The sequence below is a fragment of the Streptomyces sp. NPDC104309 genome, from assembly GCF_055584025.1.
On record NZ_JBVJMV010000001.1, the window covers coordinates 360,189 to 380,446 of the forward strand.

Here is a 20,258-nt window from a genome sequence, read left to right on the forward strand (position 1 = left end):
GCCGTAGCTGTCGTCGCGCGCCCGCCAGGGATTGCGGGACAGCCCTTAGGGGGACGGGCCGAACCCATAGGGGTTGTGCGGCCAAGAGGGGGCGAATAGCTTCGCATTGCGAGTTGATCTGCTGGAATGCCGATGCAATTACAGGAGCGTGTCGGCGTTCGAGGATGCGCAATGTGAAGGCTATGGGTTAAGGGTTGTGTGGCCTCGGCCGATTCATGCCGAGGAATTCACCCTCCAGTAGTGGGGACGTCGAACGACTTTCCACCCAGTTCCCGGTCCTCCATCGCTATTAAGTGCTGTCTGCTCAGGGTGGGATTGAATGGCGAACGAAGAGACGCTGCGGGATTACCTCAAGTGGGTCACCGCGGATCTGCACCAGACCCGTCAGCGTCTGCAGGAGCTTGAGGCGGCCGACCTCGAGCCCATTGCGATCGTCGGCATGAGCTGCCGCTACCCGGGCGGCGTGCGCAGCCCCGAAGACCTCTGGCAGCTGACCACTTCGGGCGTCGACGCCATCTCGTCGTTTCCGCTCGACCGAGGCTGGGAGAGCCTCGGCGACGCCACCGACTCCGCGGGCCCCTCGTTCGCCATGGAGGGCGGCTTCCTCGACGGCGTCGGCGGCTTCGACCCGGCGTTCTTCGGGATCTCGCCGCGCGAGGCGCTGGCGATGGACCCGCAGCAGCGCCTGCTCCTGGAAACGTCCTGGGAGGCCTTCGAGCGGGCCGGGATCACGGTCGACACGCTGAAGGGCAGCCGCACCGGCGTCTTCGCCGGCACGACGGGACAGGACTACTCGACGCTGCTCCAGCCGCCCCCGGAAGGCACCGGCGGCTATGTCCTGACCGGCACGTCCGCGAGCGTCGTCTCCGGCCGCATCGCCTACACGCTCGGCCTCGAAGGGCCCGCCGTGACGGTCGACACGGCCTGCTCCACCTCGCTCGTGACGCTGCATCTCGCCGTGCAGGCCCTGCGGTCCGGCGAGTGCTCCCTGGCGCTCGCCGGCGGCGCGACCGTCATGTCCACCCCCGCGGCGTTCTACGGCTTCAGCGACCAGGGCGGGCTCGCCGCCGACGGCCGCTGCAAGTCGTTCGCCTCGACGGCCGACGGCACGTCGTGGTCCGAGGGCGTGGGCGTGCTGCTCCTGGAGCGCCTCTCCGACGCCCGCCGCAACGGCCGCGAAGTCCTCGCCGTCGTACGTGGTTCCGCGGTGAACCAGGACGGCGCGTCCAACGGCCTGACCGCCCCCAACGGCCCGTCCCAGCAGCGCGTCATCCTGCAGGCCCTCGCCAACGCCCGCCTCTCGGCTCAGGACGTCGACGCGGTGGAGGCACACGGCACGGGGACACGTCTCGGCGACCCCATCGAGGCCGAGGCGCTCATGGCCACGTACGGCCAGGGCAGGCCTGCCGAACGGCCCCTGCTCCTGGGCGCGTTGAAGTCGAACATTGGTCACACCCAGGCCGCCGCGGGCGTCGCCGGTGTGATCAAGATGGTCCAGGCGGTACGCCATGGAGTGCTGCCCCGGACCCTGCACGTGGACGCGCCGTCCTCGCACGTCGACTGGTCCGCCGGTGCGGTGGAGCTGGTCACCGAGCAGCGTGTCTGGCCGGAGACGGGCGAGCCGCGCCGCGCGGGCGTCTCGTCGTTCGGCATGAGCGGCACGAACGCGCATGTGATCGTGGAGCAGGCTCCGGAGGCGGAGTCTGTGGTGGCGGAGTCCGAGGCCGACAGGTCTGCTCCGGTGGTGGGTGCGGGTGTGCCGCTGGTGCTGTCGGGCAAGTCGCAGGACGCGCTGCGGGCGCAGGCTGAGCGGTTGCGGCTGGTTGTCGACGGCGGTGGCGTGCTGCCGGAACTGCCTGCGATGGGGCGGGCGTTGGCGCTGGGCCGGTCCCGGTTCGAGCACCGTGCGGTGGTGCTTGCGAGTGATGCGGGTTCTTTGGTGGGTGCGTTGTCGGCGGTGGTCGAGGGGCGTGCTGCTGGGGATGTGGTGCGGGGTGTGGCGGGCCGGGCTGTGCGTCCGGTGTTTGTGTTCCCGGGTCAGGGTGCGCAGTGGTCGGGTATGGCGGCTGGGCTGTTGGGGTCGTCTCCGGTGTTCGCGGCGCGGATGGTGGAGTGTGGGGCGGCTTTGGAGCCGTTCACGGACTGGTCTCTGTTGGACGTGGTGCGTGGTGCGGAGGGTGCCCCGGGCTTCGACCGCGTCGACGTGGTGCAGCCGGTCCTGTGGGCGGTGATGGTGTCGCTGGCGGAGTTGTGGCGGGCGTGCGGTGTGGAGCCGGCGGCGGTGATCGGTCACTCGCAGGGTGAGATCGCGGCGGCGGTGGTTGCGGGGGGCCTGTCGCTGGAGGACGGTGCGCGGGTGGTGGCCCTGCGGTCGCGGGCTCTGCTGGCGTTGTCCGGTGGTGGCGGCATGGTTTCGGTGTCGCTTTCGGTGGCGGAGGTGCGTGAGCGTCTGACCGTCTGGGACGGACGGATCTCGGTGGCGGCGGTGAATGGTCCGTCTTCTGTGGTGGTGTCGGGTGAGCCGGATGCGTTGGAGGAGCTGGTCGCGTCCTGCACGGAGGAGGGTGTGCGGGCGAAGAGGATCGCGGTGGACTATGCCTCGCATTCGGCCCAGGTGGAGCTGATCGAGGAGGACCTGGCGGAGTTCCTGGCGGGGGTGGCGCCGGTTGCGGGCCGGGTGCCGTTCTACTCCACGCTGACCGGGGCCCTGCTGGACGATACGACGGGTCTGGATGGCGGTTATTGGTTCCGAAACCTGCGTTCCACGGTGGAGTTCGAGCAGGCGGTGCGTGCGGCGGAAGCCGACGGTCTGTCTGTGTTCATCGAGGTGAGTCCGCACCCGGTCCTCAACCTGGGCCTGCAGGAGATCTTCGAGGAGGCAGGCAGTGACGCGGTGGCGCTGGGCACCCTGCGGCGTGACGAGGACGAGGCACACCGCTTCATGACCTCGGCGGCCGAAGCCCACGTCCACGGCGTCGAGTTGGACTGGGAGGCAGTGTTCGCGGGGCAGCAGGCCACACACGTGGACCTGCCTACCTACCCCTTCCAGCACGAGCGCTACTGGCCGGAGGCCCAAGAGGTCTCCGTGGCGGGGACGGCGGACCCCGTGGACGCCGAGTTCTGGGACGTGGTGGAGCGCGGCGATCTGGAAGCGTTTGCCGAGACCCTCGAACTCGGCGGCGCCACCCGGGACTCGCTCGGCGAAGTGCTCCCGGTGCTGTCGTCGTGGCGGCGGCAGCGGCGGGACGAGTCGACGGCCGACGCGTGGCGCTACCGCGTGACCTGGAAACCTGTGACGGCGGCCGCGCCTGCCCTGTCCGGCAGTTGGCTGCTCGTCGTCCCCGCCGTCGAGGCCGACCACGAGACGGTGTGCGAGACCGTGCGTGGGCTGACGCGGCACGGTGCCGACGTCTCGGTGTTCACCGTCTCCGGCACCGAGGTGGACCGCGGAATCCTCGCCGCCCGGCTGGCCGACGAGCCGGAGCCGGCCGGGGTCGTGTCCCTGCTGGCGCTGCTCCACGGGCCGGACCCGGAGCACCCGGTGATCGCGGCGGGCCTCGCGGCCAACGTCGAGCTGGTCAAGGCCCTGGGCGACGCGGGACGCCCGGCCCCGCTGTGGTGCCTGACCCGGAGTGCGGTCTCGGTGGGCCGCTCGGACGGTCCCGTCCGCACCGAGCAGGCCATGAACTGGGGCTTCGGCCGTGTCGTCGCCCTCGAACACCCGCAGCGCTGGGGCGGGTTGATCGACCTGCCCGAGATCCTCGACGACCGCGCGTGGACCCGGATCTGCGGCGTGCTCAGCGGCGGCGAGGACGCCGAGGACCAGGTGGCGGTGCGCGCGTCCGGCGTCTTCGGGCGCCGCCTCCAGCGCGCCAGGCCCGGCCAGGGCTCCGCCGGGACCCGATGGACGCCGCGCGGCACCGTGCTGATCACCGGCGGTACGGGTGCCCTGGGATCGTTCATCGCACACCGCCTGATCGACCAGGGCGCCGAGCACGTCGTGCTCACCAGCCGCAGGGGCGCCGACGCCCCCGGCGCGCGGGAACTGGAGGAGCGGCTGACCGCACTCGGTGCCAGGGTCACCCTTGCCGCGTGCGACGTGGCGGACCGCGACGCGCTGGCCGCGACGGTCCAGGGGCTGCGCGACGCGGGCGACCGCATCACGGCGGTCGTGCACGCCGCCGGTGTCGGCCAGCTCAGCGTGATCGACGAGACGAGCCGCGCGGAGTACGCCGATGTCCTCCGGGCGAAGGTCCTTGGTGCCGCCCACCTCCACGAGGTCTTCGGCGACGAGAAGTTGGACGCCTTCATCCTGTTCTCGTCGATCTCCGGCATCTGGGGCAGCGGTGGCCAGGGAGCCTACGGCGCGGCCAACGCCTATCTCGACGCGCTCGCGCAGCGGCGCCGCGCCGACGGCCTGGCCGCCACCGCGATGTCCTGGGGCGCGTGGGGCGGCGCCGGCATGGCCAAGGGCTCGGCCGAGGAGATCCTGAGCAGGCGCGGTCTACCCGTGATGGACCCCGAGCTCGCCATCGACGCGATGCAGGACGCGGTGGGGCACGACGAGACCATGCTGACGGTCGCGGACGTACGCTGGGAGCGGTTCGTGCCGACGTTCACCGTGGCCCGGCCCAGCCCGCTCCTCGCGGACCTGCCCGAAGTGCGCCGGATCCTCGACGACGCGGCGGCCGTCGAAGCCGCCGAGACGGGCGACCTCTCCGCGTTCCAGCGCAGCCTCGCCGAACTGCCGGAGAACGAGCGTCCTGCCGCGGTCCTCGACCTCGTACGCACCGAGGCCGCTGCCGTGCTCGGCCTGGCCGACGCCGCGGCCCTGGAGGCGAACCGGGCCTTCCGCGAGGTCGGCTTCGACTCGCTGACCGCCGTCGAGGTGCGCAACCGCCTGAAGGCCGCCACCGGCCTGCGGCTCTCCACCACCCTGGTCTTCGACTACCCGACGGCCACCGTCCTGGCCGAACACCTGCTCGCCGAGTCCCTCGGGCACGAGGACGACACCGCCGTGACCGCCCCGACGGCCGGCGCCTCCGCCGCCGACGACGACCCGATCGTCATCGTCGGCATGGGCTGCCGCTTCCCCGGTGACGTGCGGACGCCGGAACAGCTGTGGGACCTCGCCGCCACCGGCACCGACGCCATATCCGGGTTCCCCGCCGACCGTGGCTGGGAGCGTGCCTTCGCCGACGACGGCAGCGGCCCCGGCTTCACGCCGATGGGCGGCTTCCTCAGCGGTGCGGCCGCCTTCGACGCAGGGTTCTTCGGGATCAGCCCGCGTGAGGCGCTGGCGATGGACCCGCAGCAGCGGCTCCTCCTTGAGACTTCCTGGGAGGCCTTCGAGCGCTCCGGGATCGTCCCCGCGGCCGTGCGCGGAAGCAGCACGGGTGTGTTCATCGGCGCCTCGTCGCAGGGGTACGCCAGCGACGTCCGCCAGCCGCCGGAGGGCGTCGAGGGCTACCTCCTCACCGGCACGGCCACCGCCGTGATCTCCGGCCGCATCGCCTACGCGCTCGGCCTCGAAGGCCCGGCCGTCACCATCGACACCGCGTGCTCGTCGTCGCTGGTCGCCCTGCACCTGGCCGCGCAGGCGCTGCGTCAGGGCGAGTGCTCCATGGCGTTGGCCGGCGGCGCCGCGATCATGGCAACGCCGGCGGTCTTCGCCGAGTTCAGCCGCCAGGGCGGCCTGTCGTCCGACGGCCGCTGCAAGGCGTTTGCGGAAGCCGCCGACGGCACGGGCTGGGGCGAGGGCGTCGGCGTGCTGCTCCTGGAGCGGCTGTCCGACGCCGAGCGCAACGGCCACCGGGTGCTGGCCGTCGTCAAGGGCAGCGCCATCAACCAGGACGGCGCCAGCAACGGCATCAGCGCCCCCAACGGACCCTCGCAGCAGCGCGTCATCCGCCAGGCCCTGGTCAACGCGGGCCTCACCGCGAACCAGGTGGACGCGGTGGAGGCGCACGGCACCGGCACGACGCTGGGCGACCCCATCGAGGCGCAGGCCGTCCTCACGACGTACGGCAGGGACCGGGACGGCCGACTGCCGCTGCTGCTCGGATCGTTGAAGTCGAACATCGGCCACACCCAGGCCGCCGCAGGTGTCGCCGGAATCATCAAGATGGTGATGGCGCTCCGGCACGGAGTGCTCCCGAAGACCCTGCACGTGGACGAGCCCTCCACCCACGTGGACTGGACGGAAGGCGCCGTTGAACTCCTGACCGAGCGGCGGGACTGGCCGGAGACCGGCCACCCCCGCAGGTGCGGCATCTCCTCGTTCGGCGTGAGCGGCACGAACGCCCACGTCATCCTGGAACAAGCTCCGGAGCACACCCCCGCCGCCATCTCACCGCCCGCGCCCCGCACGCAGGGCGGGCCCGCGGCACTGCCGTGGGTGCTGTCCGCACGGGACGAGGAAGCGCTGCGCGGCCAGGCGGAGCGCCTGCGCACGACGGTCGTCGCCGCCCCTGGTCTCGATCCGCTGGACGTCGCGTACTCGCTGGCCACCACCCGATCCGTCCACGAACGCCGCGCCGTGGTGGTCGCGAACGACCGCGACGCCTTCCTCGACGGGCTCACCGCCCTCGCCGACCAGGGAACCGCCGCAGGACTGGTTCGGGACGCGGGAGCGCGCGGCCGGGTAGGCGTGCTGTTCTCGGGTCAGGGTTCGCAGCGGCCGGGCATGGGCCGTGAGTTGTACGAGTCGTATCCCGTCTTCGCGGATGCGTTCGACGCGGTGTGTGCGGAGCTGGACCGGCACCTGGACCGGCCTCTTCGCGAGGTGGTCTTCGGCGAGGGCGAGGGCGAGGGCGAGGGTGGGTTGCTGGATCAGACGCAGTTCACCCAGGCCGGTCTGTTCGCTCTCGAAGTTGCGCTGTTCGAGCTGGTGACGTCGTGGGGCGTGAAGCCGGATTACCTGCTGGGTCACTCGATCGGTGAGCTGTCGGCCGCGTACGTGGCCGGGGTGCTGTCGCTCGAAGACGCTGCCGCTCTCGTGGCCGCGCGAGGTCGTCTGATGCAGGCGCTCCCGACGGGTGGCGCGATGGTGTCGTTGCAGGCGGCGGAGGACGAGGTTCTGCCGCTGCTGGTCGACGGCGTTTCCATCGCCGCCCTCAACGGGCCGTCCGCCACAGTGATTTCGGGCGACGAGGCGTCGGTTCTTGAGATCGCCGCGCACTTCGAGGGTGAGGGACGCAAGACCAAGCGTCTGCGGGTGAGCCATGCGTTCCACTCGCCGCGCATGGACGCGATGCTCGACGACTTCCGTGCGGTTGCCCAGGGGCTGAGCTTCAACGCTCCGCAGGTGTCGATCGTCTCCGATGTGACGGGTGAGGTTCTGTCGGCCGATGAGGTCCAGGACCCGGAGTACTGGGTGCGCCACGTCCGCGAAGCTGTGCGTTTCCTGGACGGCATCCGTGCCCTGGAGTCTGCGGGCGTGACCGCCTTCCTGGAGCTGGGCCCGGACGGTGTCCTCTCCGCGATGGCGCAGGACTGCGTGAGCGGCGGCTCCGAGGGTGGCGATGAGCTCACCTTCGTACCCGCCCTCCGCAAGAACCGTGACGAGCCGGAAAGTCTGCTCACCGCCCTTTCCGAACTGTACGTACGCGGCAAGGCAGTTGACTGGGGGACGTACTTCTCCGAAGTCGGCGCCGGTGCCCGCCGGGTCGACCTGCCCACGTACGCCTTCCAGCACGGCCACTACTGGCTCGAAGGCGGTGCGGCGGCGGGAGACGTCCGGGCGGCGGGGCTCGGGACGGCCGATCACCCGCTGCTGAATGCCACGGTCGAGCTCGGCCACTCCGACGAGTACGTCTTCACCGGCCGGCTGGCGCTGGACAGCCACCCCTGGCTCGCCGATCACACCGTGATGGGCACGGTGCTGATGCCCGGCACCGCGTTCGTGGAACTGGCCGTCAAGGCCGGTGACGACGTGGGCTGCGACCACCTCGAAGAACTGACCATCGAGGCACCGCTCGTCCTGTCCCCCGAAGGGGCCGTCGGCCTCCAGCTGTGGGTGGGGCCCGCCGACGAGGCAGGCCGCCGGGCCGTGGAGATCCACTCCCGCGACCTCGGCCGAGCGGAGGCGGCCTGGACACGCCACGCGAGCGGCACCCTCACGTCGGGCGGCGACCGGCCGGACGCGGCCGACCTCACGGTCTGGCCGCCGGAAGGCGCCACCGAAGTGCCCGTCGACGGGCTCTACGACTACCTCACAGCCATCGGCTACGGCTACGGCCCGGTGTTCCAGGGTCTGCGCGCGGCATGGCGGCTCGGCGAGGAGGTCTTCGCCGAAGTCGCCCTGCCCGACCGCACGGAGACCGAGGCGGCACGGTTCGGACTGCACCCCGCGCTCCTCGACTCGGCGCTCCACGCGATGGGCCTGAGCACGTCGCACGACGCCGACGGTGACGGCGGGGGCCGCAACCGTCTGCCGTTCGCCTGGAACGGCGTGACGCTGTACGCGGCGGGCGCCGACGCCCTGCGCGTGCGGATCACCCCCAAGGACTCCCAGGACTCCACGGGTACTGAGGGCTCCACGGGTGCCAAGGGCCCGGAGGGGGTCTCGCTGACGCTCGCGGACCCGAAGGGCGCGCCCGTCGCGGTCATCGAGTCCCTGGTACTGCGCACCGTCACAGCGGCACAGCTCGACGGGGCGCGGCAGTCCACACACCACGACTCGCTGTTCCGCCTCGGCTGGTCACCCACCGCGGTCGACCGCACCTTCCCCGACGCCCGTTGGGCCGTGCTCGGGGCCGACCACCTCGGTCTCGCGGCATCCGGTGTCGGCGTCGACGCCTTCGCCGGCCTCGACGACCTGGCGGCCGCGCCCACTCCGCCGCCCGCCGCCCTGCTCGCCTTCGCCCCGTCCGCCACGGACGCGGCCGTCTCCGAGGCCGCTCATGAACGCACGGCCGAGGCCCTGGAAACCGTCCAGGCATGGCTGGCCGACGAGCGGTTCACCGACGTCCTGATGGTCGTCGCGACGCGGGGCGCGGTGGCGGTCGACGGCGAGGACGTGACCGACCTGGCACAGGCGGCCGTGTGGGGGCTGCTGCGCTCCGCGCAGTCCGAGGCTCCGGGCAGGTTCGTGCTCGTCGACATCGATGACGCGGACGTGTCCGCGCAGAGCCTCGTGACGGCCGTCGCCTGCGGTGAGCAGCAACTCGCCATCCGCGCAGGGGAGATACTCGTCCCGCGCCTGGACCGGGTCGCGGTCGCCGAGGTGGACGCCGAGTCGGTGGCCGACCCCGGCCCCGACGCAGCCGACCGGGAAGACGCAGACCAGGTAGGCGCCGTCGGTCAGCCGGGCACCGCGCTGATCACCGGCGCCAGCGGCTTCCTCGGCGGCCTGGTCGCCCACCGCCTCGCCGAGCGGGGCACACGCCACCTGCTGCTGGTCAGCCGCCGCGGCGCTGACGCGCCGAACGCGGCGCAACTCGCCGAGGAGCTGGCCGAGTCGGGTGCGGAGGTCACCTTCGCCGCCTGCGACACCTCGGACCGTTCCGCGCTCGCCGCGGTGCTCGCGGAGATCCCCGCGGCGCACCCGCTGACCACGGTGGTGCACGCCGCGGGCATCGTGGACGACGGCGTCCTCGCGTCCCTGACCCCGCAGCGGCTCGCGGACGTCCTCCGTCCCAAGGTCGACGCGGCCTGGCACCTGCACGAGCTGACCAAGGAACTCGCGGTACGGGAGTTCGTACTGTTCTCCTCGGCCGCCGGCACCTTCGGCGGCCCGGGACAGGCCAACTACGCGGCCGCCAACGCCTTCCTCGACGGACTGGCCCAGCACCGGAGTGCCCAGGGCCTCCCCGCCGTCTCCCTCGCCTGGGGCCCCTGGGCGGAGAGCGGCATGGCGGGCCGGATGGACGAGGCCGACATCGCCCGCATGGCCCGCTCGGGGCTCGCGCCCCTCACGCAGGAACAGGGCATCGAGCTGTTCGACACAGGCCGGGCGGCGGGGCACGCGGTGCTCATGCCGACGCGGCTCACCGCGGGCTCCCCGCAGATGCGGCCCGACGCGATCCCGCCGCTGCTGCGCGGGCTGATCCGCGGACCGGTCCGGCCGGCGGCGGCCGGCAAGAGCGGTCCGACGGGCGCGTCGGCCGCGGACCTCAAGCAGCGACTGGCCGCCGCGGACACCGCGGAGCGGGACCGGATCATGCTCGACACCCTGCGCACCGCCATCGCCGACGTGCTCGGCCACGGCTCTCCCGCGGCCGTGGAAGTCACCCGCGGTTTCCTGGAGATCGGCTTCGACTCGCTCACGGCGGTGGAGCTGCGCAACCGGCTCAACGCCGAGACCGGCCTGCGGCTCCCCTCGACGCTGGTCTTCGACCACCCGTCCCCGGAGGTGCTGGCCGCCCACCTGCGGGACGAGCTCGTCGAGGACGGGGCGACCTCGGCGCTGGCCCTCCTCGCCGAGCTCGACCGGCTGGAAAGGGCGTTGGCCGTAGTCGCGTCGGACGACGCCGACCGGGCCGCGGTCACCGACCGGCTGCGGGGGCTCATGTCCGCGTGGAACGGCGGCGGAACCGAGGTCGACGCACCGGGCGGCCAGGACCTCGAATCGGCCACGGCCGACGAGATCTTCGACCTGCTGGACGAGGAGCTCGAAACGTCCTGACGGGTTCCGGGTTCCCTCCGTATCTGCCTCCGCCCACCCCGAACACCCCCAACCCCTCGAACATCCCGATCACGTCGATCACCTCTTCAAGGAGTGACACCCCCATGGCGAACGAGGAGAAGTTCCTCGCCTACCTCAAGCGGGCCACGGCGGACCTGCGCGAGACTCGCCATCGGCTGCGCGAGATGGAGGACCGGGAGCGCGAGCCCATCGCGATCGTGGGCATGAGCTGCCGCTACCCCGGCGGCGTCAACAGCCCCGAGCAGCTGTGGGAGCTCGTCGCCGCGGGCGGGGACGGGATATCCCCGTTCCCCACCGACCGCGGCTGGGACGTGGAAGGGCTCTTCAGCTCCGACCCGGGCGAGTCCGGCACGTCGTACGTGCACGAAGGCGGCTTCCTGCACGAGGCCGGCGCCTTCGACCCGGGCTTCTTCGGGATCTCGCCGCGCGAGGCGTTGGCGATGGACCCGCAGCAGCGGCTGCTCCTCGAAGTGTCCTGGGAGGCCTTCGAACGCGCCGGCATCGACCCGACCTCGCTCAAGGGGAGCAGGACGGGAGTGTTCGCGGGCCTGATGTACCACGACTACATCAGCCAGCTTCAGTCCGTACCGGACGGCGTGGAAGGCTACTTGGGCACAGGCAACTCGGGCAGTGTCCTGTCCGGCCGCGTCTCCTACACGCTCGGCCTCGAAGGGCCTGCGGTGACGGTGGACACGGCGTGCTCGTCGTCGCTGGTCGCCCTCCACTTCGCGGTGCAGTCGCTGCGATCGGGCGAATGCTCGATGGCGCTGGCCGGCGGTGTGACGGTCATGGCGACTCCTGGCACGTTCGTGGACTTCAGCCGCCAGGGCGGACTGTCGTTCGACGGCCGCTGCAAGTCCTTCGCCGCGAGCGCGGACGGCACTGGCTGGGCCGAGGGCGCGGGCATGCTCGTGGTGGAGCGCCTGTCCGACGCACGCCGCCTGGGACACCGAGTGCTGGCCGTCGTAAGGGGTTCCGCGGTCAACCAGGACGGCGCGAGCAGCGGCCTCACGGCGCCCAACGGCCCGTCACAGCAGCGTGTCATCCGCCAGGCCCTGGCCGGCGCGAGGCTCGCACCCGAACAGATCGACGCGGTGGAGGCGCACGGTACGGGTACGACGCTGGGTGACCCGATCGAGGCGCAGGCGCTGATCGCGACGTACGGTCAGGACCGTCCGGAGGACCGGCCGCTGTGGCTCGGTTCGCTGAAGTCGAACATCGGTCACACGCAGGCCGCCGCGGGCGTCGCCGGGATCATCAAGATGGTCATGGCGATGCGGGAGGGTGTGCTGCCGCGCACCCTGCACGTGGACGAGCCGACGCCGCAGGTGGACTGGTCGGCGGGTGCTGTTGAGCTGCTGACGGAGTCGGTGGCGTGGCCGGAGACGGGGGAGCCGCGTCGCGCGGGTGTCTCGTCGTTCGGTGTGAGCGGTACGAATGCGCATGTGGTGCTGGAGCAGGCGTCGGAGGCGGAGGAGCCGGCGGCGGTTGTGGCTCCGGTGGGGTTGCCGGTGGTGCCGTGGGTGGTGTCGGCGAAGTCGGAGACGGGGCTGTCGGGGCAGGTGGAGCGGCTGCGGTCGTTCGTCACCGAGAACCCCGACCTGTCGCCGGTGGATGTCGGTCTCTCGCTGGTGACGTCGCGTGCGGTGCTGGAGCACCGGGCGGTGCTGCTCGGTGAGCGGACGGTTCAGGGCTCGGCGTCGCCGGGTCGGGTGGGTGTGCTGTTCACGGGTCAGGGTTCGCAACGGGCGGGCATGGGACGGGAGGTGTACGAGTCGTATCCCGTCTTCGCGGACTCGTTCGACGCGGTCTGCGCGGAGCTGGACCGTCATTTGGACCGGCCTCTTCGCGAGGTCGTCTTCGAGGGCGGTGAGCTGCTGGATCAGACGCAGTTCACGCAGGCGGGTCTGTTCGCGCTGGAGGTTTCTCTCTTCCGTCTCGTCGAGGCGTGGGGCGTGAAGCCGGACTATCTGCTGGGTCACTCGATCGGTGAGCTGTCGGCCGCGTACGTGGCCGGGGTGCTGTCGCTGGAAGACGCTGCCGTTCTGGTGGCGGCGCGGGGGCGTTTGATGCAGGCGCTCCCGGCGGGCGGGGCGATGGTGTCGTTGCAGGCGGCGGAGGACGAGGTGTTGCCGCTGCTGGTCGACGGCGTCTCGATCGCCGCCCTCAACGGTCCGCGTTCCACGGTGATTTCGGGCGATGAGGCGTCGGTTCTGGAGATTGCCGCGCACTTCGAGACCGAAGGCCGCAAGACCAAGCGTCTGCGGGTGAGCCATGCGTCACACTCGCCGCGCATGGACGCGATGCTGGACGACTTCCGGGCGGTTGCGCAGGGGCTGACCTTCAATGCTCCGCAGCTGTCGATCGTGTCGGGCGTGACGGGTGAGGTCCTGTCGGGGGAGGAGGTCCAGGACCCGGAGTACTGGGTGCGCCACGTCCGCGAGGCCGTGCGGTTCCTGGACGGCATCCGCACGCTCGAAGCGGAAGGCGTGACCGCGTTCCTGGAGCTGGGTCCGGACGGCGTTCTCTCCGCGATGGCGCAGGACTGCGTGAGCGGCGGCTCCGAGAGTGGCGATGAGCTCACCTTCGTACCCGCCCTCCGCAAGAACCGCGACGAGCCCGACGCAATCCTCACCGCCATCGCCGAACTCCACGTACACGGCAAGGCAGTCGACTGGCCGACGTACTTCGCCGGCACCGGCGCCCGTCGCGTGGACCTTCCCACCTATGCCTTCCAGCACCAGCAGTTCTGGCCGCAGGGACAGGCCCCCACTTCGGTCGTCGCCTCGGCCGATCCGGTGGACGTCCGGTTCTGGGAGGCCGTCGAGCAGGGTGACCTGGCGGCGCTGGTCGGCACGCTCGGCGTCGAGGACGAGACACAGGCGGCGCTCGGCGATCTGCTGCCCGTGCTGTCCGCGTGGCGGCGGCAGCGGCGGGACGCGTCGAAGGTCGACGGCTGGCGCTACCGCATCACCTGGAAGCCGCTGACGCTTCAGGCGGACACCGGAATCGGCGAGCCCTGGCTGCTGGTCGTGCCCGACGTCGGGGCCGACGAGACGGCGGAGGCCGTTGGTCGGGCGCTCTCCGCCGGTGGCGCCGAGGTCGTGACGGTGCCCGTCGCGGCGGGCGGTGCCGACCGCGTCGAGCTCGCACGGGCGCTGCGCCGAGCGCTGCCCGAGGACCGGCCGGTCGGCGGCATCGTGTCGCTGACCGCGCTCGACGAGGCGCCCGACCACGCCCACCCGACGCTCCCTGGCGGTGTCGCCTCCCTGCTGGTTCTGATGCAGGTCCTGGTGGAGCGGGGCGTGGACGCTCCGCTGTGGTGCGTGACGCGCGGCGCCGTGTCCATCGGCAGGTCCGAATCGGTCTCCGGCGCGGTGCAGGCGCAGACCTGGGGCCTGGGCCGGGTCTTCGGCCTGGAGCACCCCGACCGCTGGGGCGGGCTGATCGACCTTCCCGCGGAGCTGGGGGCGCTGGACGCACGTGCCTGGTCGAGGCTGCCGGGCGTCCTCGCGGACCCGGCGGGCGAGGACCAGGTGGCGCTGCGTTCGGGCGGCGTGTTCGGACGCCGTCTCGTCCGGGCCCCGGAGGGCGACGAGCAGACGCCCGAGCCCTGGCGCCCGCAGGGTACGGCCCTGATCACCGGAGGAGTGGGTGCCCTCGGCGCCCACACCGCGCGGTGGCTCGCCCGCGCCGGCGTGGAGCATCTGGTACTGACCAGCCGGCGAGGCGCGGAGACGGCGGGTGCCGCCGAACTTGAGGCCGAACTGACCGCGTCGGGACCCCGGGTGACGATCGCGGCCTGCGACGTCGCCGACCGCGAGGCGCTGGCCGAACTCGTCGCCCACGTGCAGGAGGCGGACGGCAGGCCCATCCGCACGGTGGTCCACGCCGCAGGTGTCACCACACAGGCGGGCCTCGCGGACGCGGCGCCTGCCGCCTTCGCCGACGCCCTCGCCGCCAAGGCGGCAGGCGCCGCCAACCTCGACGCGCTCTTCGGTGCCGACACCCGCGATTCGCTGGACGCCTTCGTCCTTTTCGCCTCCGGCGCCGGTGTGTGGGGTGGCGCGGGACAGGGCGCCTACGCCACGGGCAACGCCTACCTCGACGGCCTCGCGGAGCACCGGCGGGCCCGCGGCCTCACGGCCACGTCGATCTCCTGGGGCGGCTGGTCCGGAGGCGGCATGGCCGTGGGCACGGCACAGGAGATGCTCGCCCGCCGCGGACTCGGCGGAATGGACCCGGAACTCGCGGTCGGCGCCCTGGTCCAGGCGGTCGGTGCGGGGGCGACCTGCCTGACCGTCGCGGACGTCGACTGGGCGCTGTTCGCACCCGCCTTCACCATGGCGCGCCCCAGGCCCCTCATCGACGACATCCCCGAAGTGGCCGAAGCTCTGCGGGCGCCGGAGGCCGACGGCGCGAGCGGACGGGACGTCGCGGAGGCACTGCGCGAGCGGCTCGCCGCGCTGTCGACGGCCGAACGCGACCGGGCGCTGCTCGATCTGGTCAGGGCGGAGGCCGCGGCCGTGCTCGGCCACCCGTCGCCCGACGCGGTCGCCCCGGACCGGGCCTTCAGCGAGCTGGGCTTCGACTCGCTCACCGCCGTCGAACTCCGCAACCGTCTGAACGCGGCCACCGGCCTGATTCTGCCCACCACCCTCGTCTTCGACCACCCCACAGCGGGCGATATCGCCCTGCGCCTCCTCGCACCTCAGCTCGGCGCCGCCGACCCGACCGCGGCAGCGGCCGGGGAGACGGCGGGCCGGCTGTCGGCACACGCCGATGACGAGCCCATCGCCATCGTCTCCATGGGCTGCCGGTACCCCGGCGGCGTCCGGACGCCCGAGGACCTGTGGCGCCTGGTGGCATCGGGCGGCGACGGGATGAGCGAGTTCCCGCACGACCGCGGCTGGGACATGGACCGGCTGTACCGCGGCGACAACGGGCAGCCCGCCACCACCCAGGCCCACGAGGGCGGATTCGTCCACGACGTCGCGGAGTTCGACGCCTCTCTCTTCGGCATCTCGCCCCGCGAGGCCCTGGGCATGGACCCCCAGCAGCGGCTGCTCCTGGAGACCGCCTGGGAGACCTTCGAGCGCGCCGGGATCAGCCCCGCATCGGTACGCGGAAGCCGCACCGGCGTGTTCACCGGCACCAACGGCCAGGACTACGCGACGGTCCTGCTCGGCTCGGCCGACGCCGGTGCGGGCTCCCTCGCCACGAGCAACGCGGCCAGCGTCGTGTCGGGCCGCCTCTCCTACACGTTCGGCCTGGAAGGCCCGGCGATGACGGTGGACACGGCGTGCTCGTCGTCGCTGGTCGCCCTACACCTCGCGGTGCAGGCGCTGCGGTCGGGCGAGTGCGCCATGGCCCTGGCGGGCGGCGCCACCGTGATGTCGACCCCTGCGGCGTTCATGGAGTTCAGCAGGCAGGGCGCGCTGGCCACGGACGGCCGGTGCAAGTCCTTCGCGGAGGCGGCGGACGGCACGGGCTGGGGCGAGGGCGTGGGCCTGTTGCTCCTGGAGCGCCTCTCGGACGCCCGCCGCAACGGCCACCAGGTGCTGGGTATCGTGCGCGGCTCCGCCGTCAACCAGGACGGCGCGTCCAACGGTCTGACCGCCCCCAACGGCCCGTCCCAGCAGCGCGTCATCCGCCAGGCCCTCGAAGGAGCGGGCCTCTCACCCGCACAGATCGACGTCGTGGAAGGCCACGGCACGGGCACGACTCTCGGCGACCCCATCGAGGCGCAGGCGCTGCTCGCGACGTACGGTCAGGACCGTCCGGAGGACCGCCCCCTGTGGCTGGGCTCGTTGAAGTCCAACATCGGCCACACGCAGGCCGCCGCGGGCGTCGCCGGGATCATCAAGATGGTCATGGCGATGCGGGAGGGTGTGCTGCCGCAGACCCTGCACGTCGACGAGCCGTCCTCCCACGTGGACTGGTCGGCGGGCGCCGTCGAGCTCCTCACGGACTCGGTCGACTGGCCGGCGACGGGCGAACCGCGGCGCGCCGCGGTGTCTTCGTTCGGCGTCAGCGGCACGAACGCGCATGTGATCCTGGAGCAGGCTCCGGAGACCGAGGAGCCGGAGGCGGTTGCGGCTGCGGTTGCGGCTCCGGTGGTGCCGCCGGTGGTGCCGTGGGTGGTGTCGGGACGTTCCGCGGGCGCCTTGTCGGCGCAGGTGGAGCGGCTGAGGTCGTACGTTGCCGGGCGCCCTGAGCTGTCGCCGGTGGATGTGGGTTTCTCGCTGGTGACGTCGCGTGCGGTGCTGGAGCACCGGGCAGTGCTGCTCGGTGAGCGGACGGTTCAGGGCTCGGTGTCGCCCGGCAGGACGGGTGTGCTGTTCTCGGGTCAGGGTTCGCAGCGGGCGGGCATGGGCCGAGAGCTGTACGAGTCGTATCCCGTCTTCGCGGATGCGTTCGACGCGGTGTCTGCGGAGCTGGACCGGCACCTGGACCGGCCTTTGCGTGAGGTGGTCTTCGGCGAGGGCGAGGGCGGGCTGCTGGATCAGACGCAGTTCACGCAGGCCGGTCTGTTCGCGCTGGAGGTGTCCCTCTTCCGTCTCGTCGAGGCATGGGGGGTACGACCGGATTACCTGCTGGGCCACTCCATCGGTGAGTTGTCGGCTGCGTACGTGGCCGGGGTGCTGTCGCTGGAAGACGCGGCGGTGCTGGTAGCGGCTCGGGGTCGTCTGATGCAGGCACTCCCGACCGATGGGGCGATGGTCTCGCTCCAGGCGGCGGAGGATGAGGTCCTCCCGTTGCTGGTCGACGGCGTCTCGATCGCTGCCCTCAACGGGCCTTCCGCGACCGTGATCTCAGGTGATGAAGCGGAGGTCCTGCGGATCGCCGCGCACGTCGAGGGTGAGGGTCGTAAGACCAAGCGTCTGAGGGTGAGCCATGCGTTCCACTCGCCGCGCATGGACGCGATGCTGGACGACTTCCGGGCGGTCGCGCAGGGGCTGACCTTCAATGCTCCGCAGCTGTCGATCGTCTCGGACGTGACGGGTGGGGTTCTGTCGGCGGAGGAGGTCCAGGATCCGGAGTACTGGGTCCGCCACGTTCGCGAAGCGGTGCGCTTCCTGGACGGCATCCGCAGCCTGGAGTCCGCGGGTGTGACCGCGTTCCTGGAGCTGGGTCCCGACGGTGTGCTGTCCGCCATGGCGCAGGACTGCGTGAGCGGCGGCTCCGAGGGTGGCGATGAGCTCGCCTTCGTACCCGTCCTCCGCAAGAACCGCGACGAGCCCGACGCACTCCTCACCGCCCTCGCCGAACTCCACGTACGCGGCAGGGCAGTTGACTGGACCGCGTACTTCGCCGGCACCGGCGCCCGACGCGTCGACCTGCCCACCTACGCCTTCCAGCACGACCGCTACTGGCCGAGCGCCGCGCCCGCACCGGTGGCCGTCCGGGCGGACGGTGGACAGGGCCCGGTGGACGCCGAGTTCTGGGGCGTGGTCGAGCGCGGCGACGTGGACGAGCTGGCCAGGACCCTCGACCTCGCGGACAGCGGAGAGTCCTCTCTGGCGAGCGTGCTCCCCGCGCTCTCCAGCTGGCACCGGAAGCGCAGCGAGGACTCGGCCGTCGCCGGATGGCGGTACCGCGTCACGTGGCAGCCGCTCGCGGATGCGGGCACCCAGGGCACCTCGGGCGCCACGGCCGCGCAGAAGACCCCCTTGCTGAACGGGACGTGGGTGCTCGCGGTGCCCGAGTCGGATGCCGCGAGCACCGCCCTGACCGACTGCGCGACGGCGCTCGGCGAGCACGGCGCGAACGTGATCGTGCTGCCCGTGGACGGCGGCAGGGACACCGTGAAGGACGTCGCCGAGCGGCTCGGTGAAGCGGTCGCCGAGCCGGGGACGCTCTCCGGAGTGCTGTCGCTGCTCAGCTTCGACGAGCGGCCGCACCCCGTGCACGGTGCGCTGCCCGTCGGTTCGTTCGCCGTGCTGGCCCTGCTGCGCGCGATGACCGAGCTGGGTCTTGAGGCGCCCCTGTGGTGTGCCACGCGGACCGCCGTCTCGGTACGCCGCTCCGACGTCCTCGCGCGGCCGGCGCAGGCCCAGACGTGGGGGCTCGGGCGGGTCGCCTCGCTGGAGCACCCGAAGCTGTGGGGTGGCCTGGTCGACCTGCCGGAGCGGGTGGACACGACCGCGCTGAACCGTCTGATGTCCGTTCTCGCGCGTACCGACCACGAGGACCAGGTGGCCGTGCGCGAGGCCGGTGTGCTCACCCGGCGCGTGGTGCCCGCTCCGCTCGACGGTCCGGTGCCGGCCAGGCCCTGGAAGCCGTCGGGCACGGCGGTCATCACCGGAGGCACCGGCGCGCTCGGCGGCCATGTCGCGCGGTGGCTCGCCGGCAACGGAGCCGAGCACGTCGTCCTCACCAGCCGCAGCGGTGGCAAGGCCGCAGGTGTCGACGAACTGGTCGTGGACATCGAGAAGTCGGGCGCCAGGGTCACCGTCGCGGCGTGCGACGTGACCGACCGCGCGGCGGTCGCCGCGCTCCTGGAGCAGCTCGCCGCGGACGGCGACGTGGTGCGCACCGTCGTGCACGCCGCCGGAGTCGGCGTGCTCGCGCCCCTGACGGTGACGGACGACGCCCTCTTCGCGGACATCGCGTCGGCGAAGGTCGCGGGGGCCAGGCACCTGGACGAGCTCCTCGACCGGGAGAGCCTCGACGCGGTCGTCTACTTCTCGTCCGTCTCGGCGATCTGGGGCGTCGGCGACCACGGCGCCTACGCGGCGGCCAACGCATACACGGACGCCCTCGCCGAGCAGCGCAGGGCCGAGGGCGTGCCCGCCCTGTCGGTGGCGTGGGGCCCGTGGGCCGGCGGCGGAATGGTCAGCGACGACGCGAAGATCCTCCTCGACCGCCAGGGCGTGCGCCTCATCCAGCCGGAGACGGGCATGACCGCGCTGCGGCAGGCCCTGGAGAACGACGACACGTCCGTGGTGGTGGCCGACGTCGACTGGGAGCGTTTCGCGCCCGTCTTCACCATGGCCCGAGAACGCCCCCTGATCGGCGACATTCCGCAGGTGAGGGCGGCGGTGGCGGCCCCGGACGCGGGCCGGGCCGAAGAGACGGGCGAGGCACACACGCTCCGCGCGGAACTGACCGTGCTGGCCGAGGCCGACCGGGAACGGCTGCTCCTCGACCTGGTGCGGGAGCATGCGGCGACGGTGCTCGGGCATGCGACGCCGGACGGCGTCGAACCGGGCAGGGCCTTCCGCGAGCTCGGCTTCGACTCGCTCACCGCGGTCGAACTGCGCAACCGGCTCGCCGCCGCGACCGGCCTGCGGCTGCCCGCGACCTCCGTGTTCGACCATCCGACGCCGGCCGCGCTCGCCCGCCACCTGCAGACGGAGATCCTGCAGGACACGGAGGGCGATCTGCCGCCCGGCGCCGAACTCGACCGTCTCGAACAGGTCCTCGCCGCCCGCGCACACGACGACATCGGGCGCGTACGGGTGGTCATGCGCCTGGAGTCCCTCCTGTCCAGGCTCAACGAGACCCACGGGCCCGGGGACCGGACGGATGCCGCGGAGAGGCTCGAGTCCGCGACGAACGAGGAGTTGTTCGACCTGATCGACAACGACCTCGGGATCTCTTGACG

2 protein-coding genes are annotated in these 20,258 nt (G+C 72.2%); both read left to right on the forward strand.

All coding sequences use genetic code 11. The annotated features are described in order from the left end of the window. Positions 1 to 319: 319 nt before the first annotated feature. A complete protein-coding gene (locus ACZ68L_RS01245; protein ID WP_469573172.1) occupies positions 320 to 10,627 on the forward strand; it encodes a type I polyketide synthase in 10,308 nt (3,435 codons plus the stop codon). Positions 10,628 to 10,731: 104 nt separating this feature from the next. Next, a complete protein-coding gene (locus ACZ68L_RS01250) occupies positions 10,732 to 20,256 on the forward strand; it encodes a type I polyketide synthase (protein ID WP_469573173.1) in 9,525 nt (3,174 codons plus the stop codon). Positions 20,257 to 20,258 lie beyond the last annotated feature (2 nt).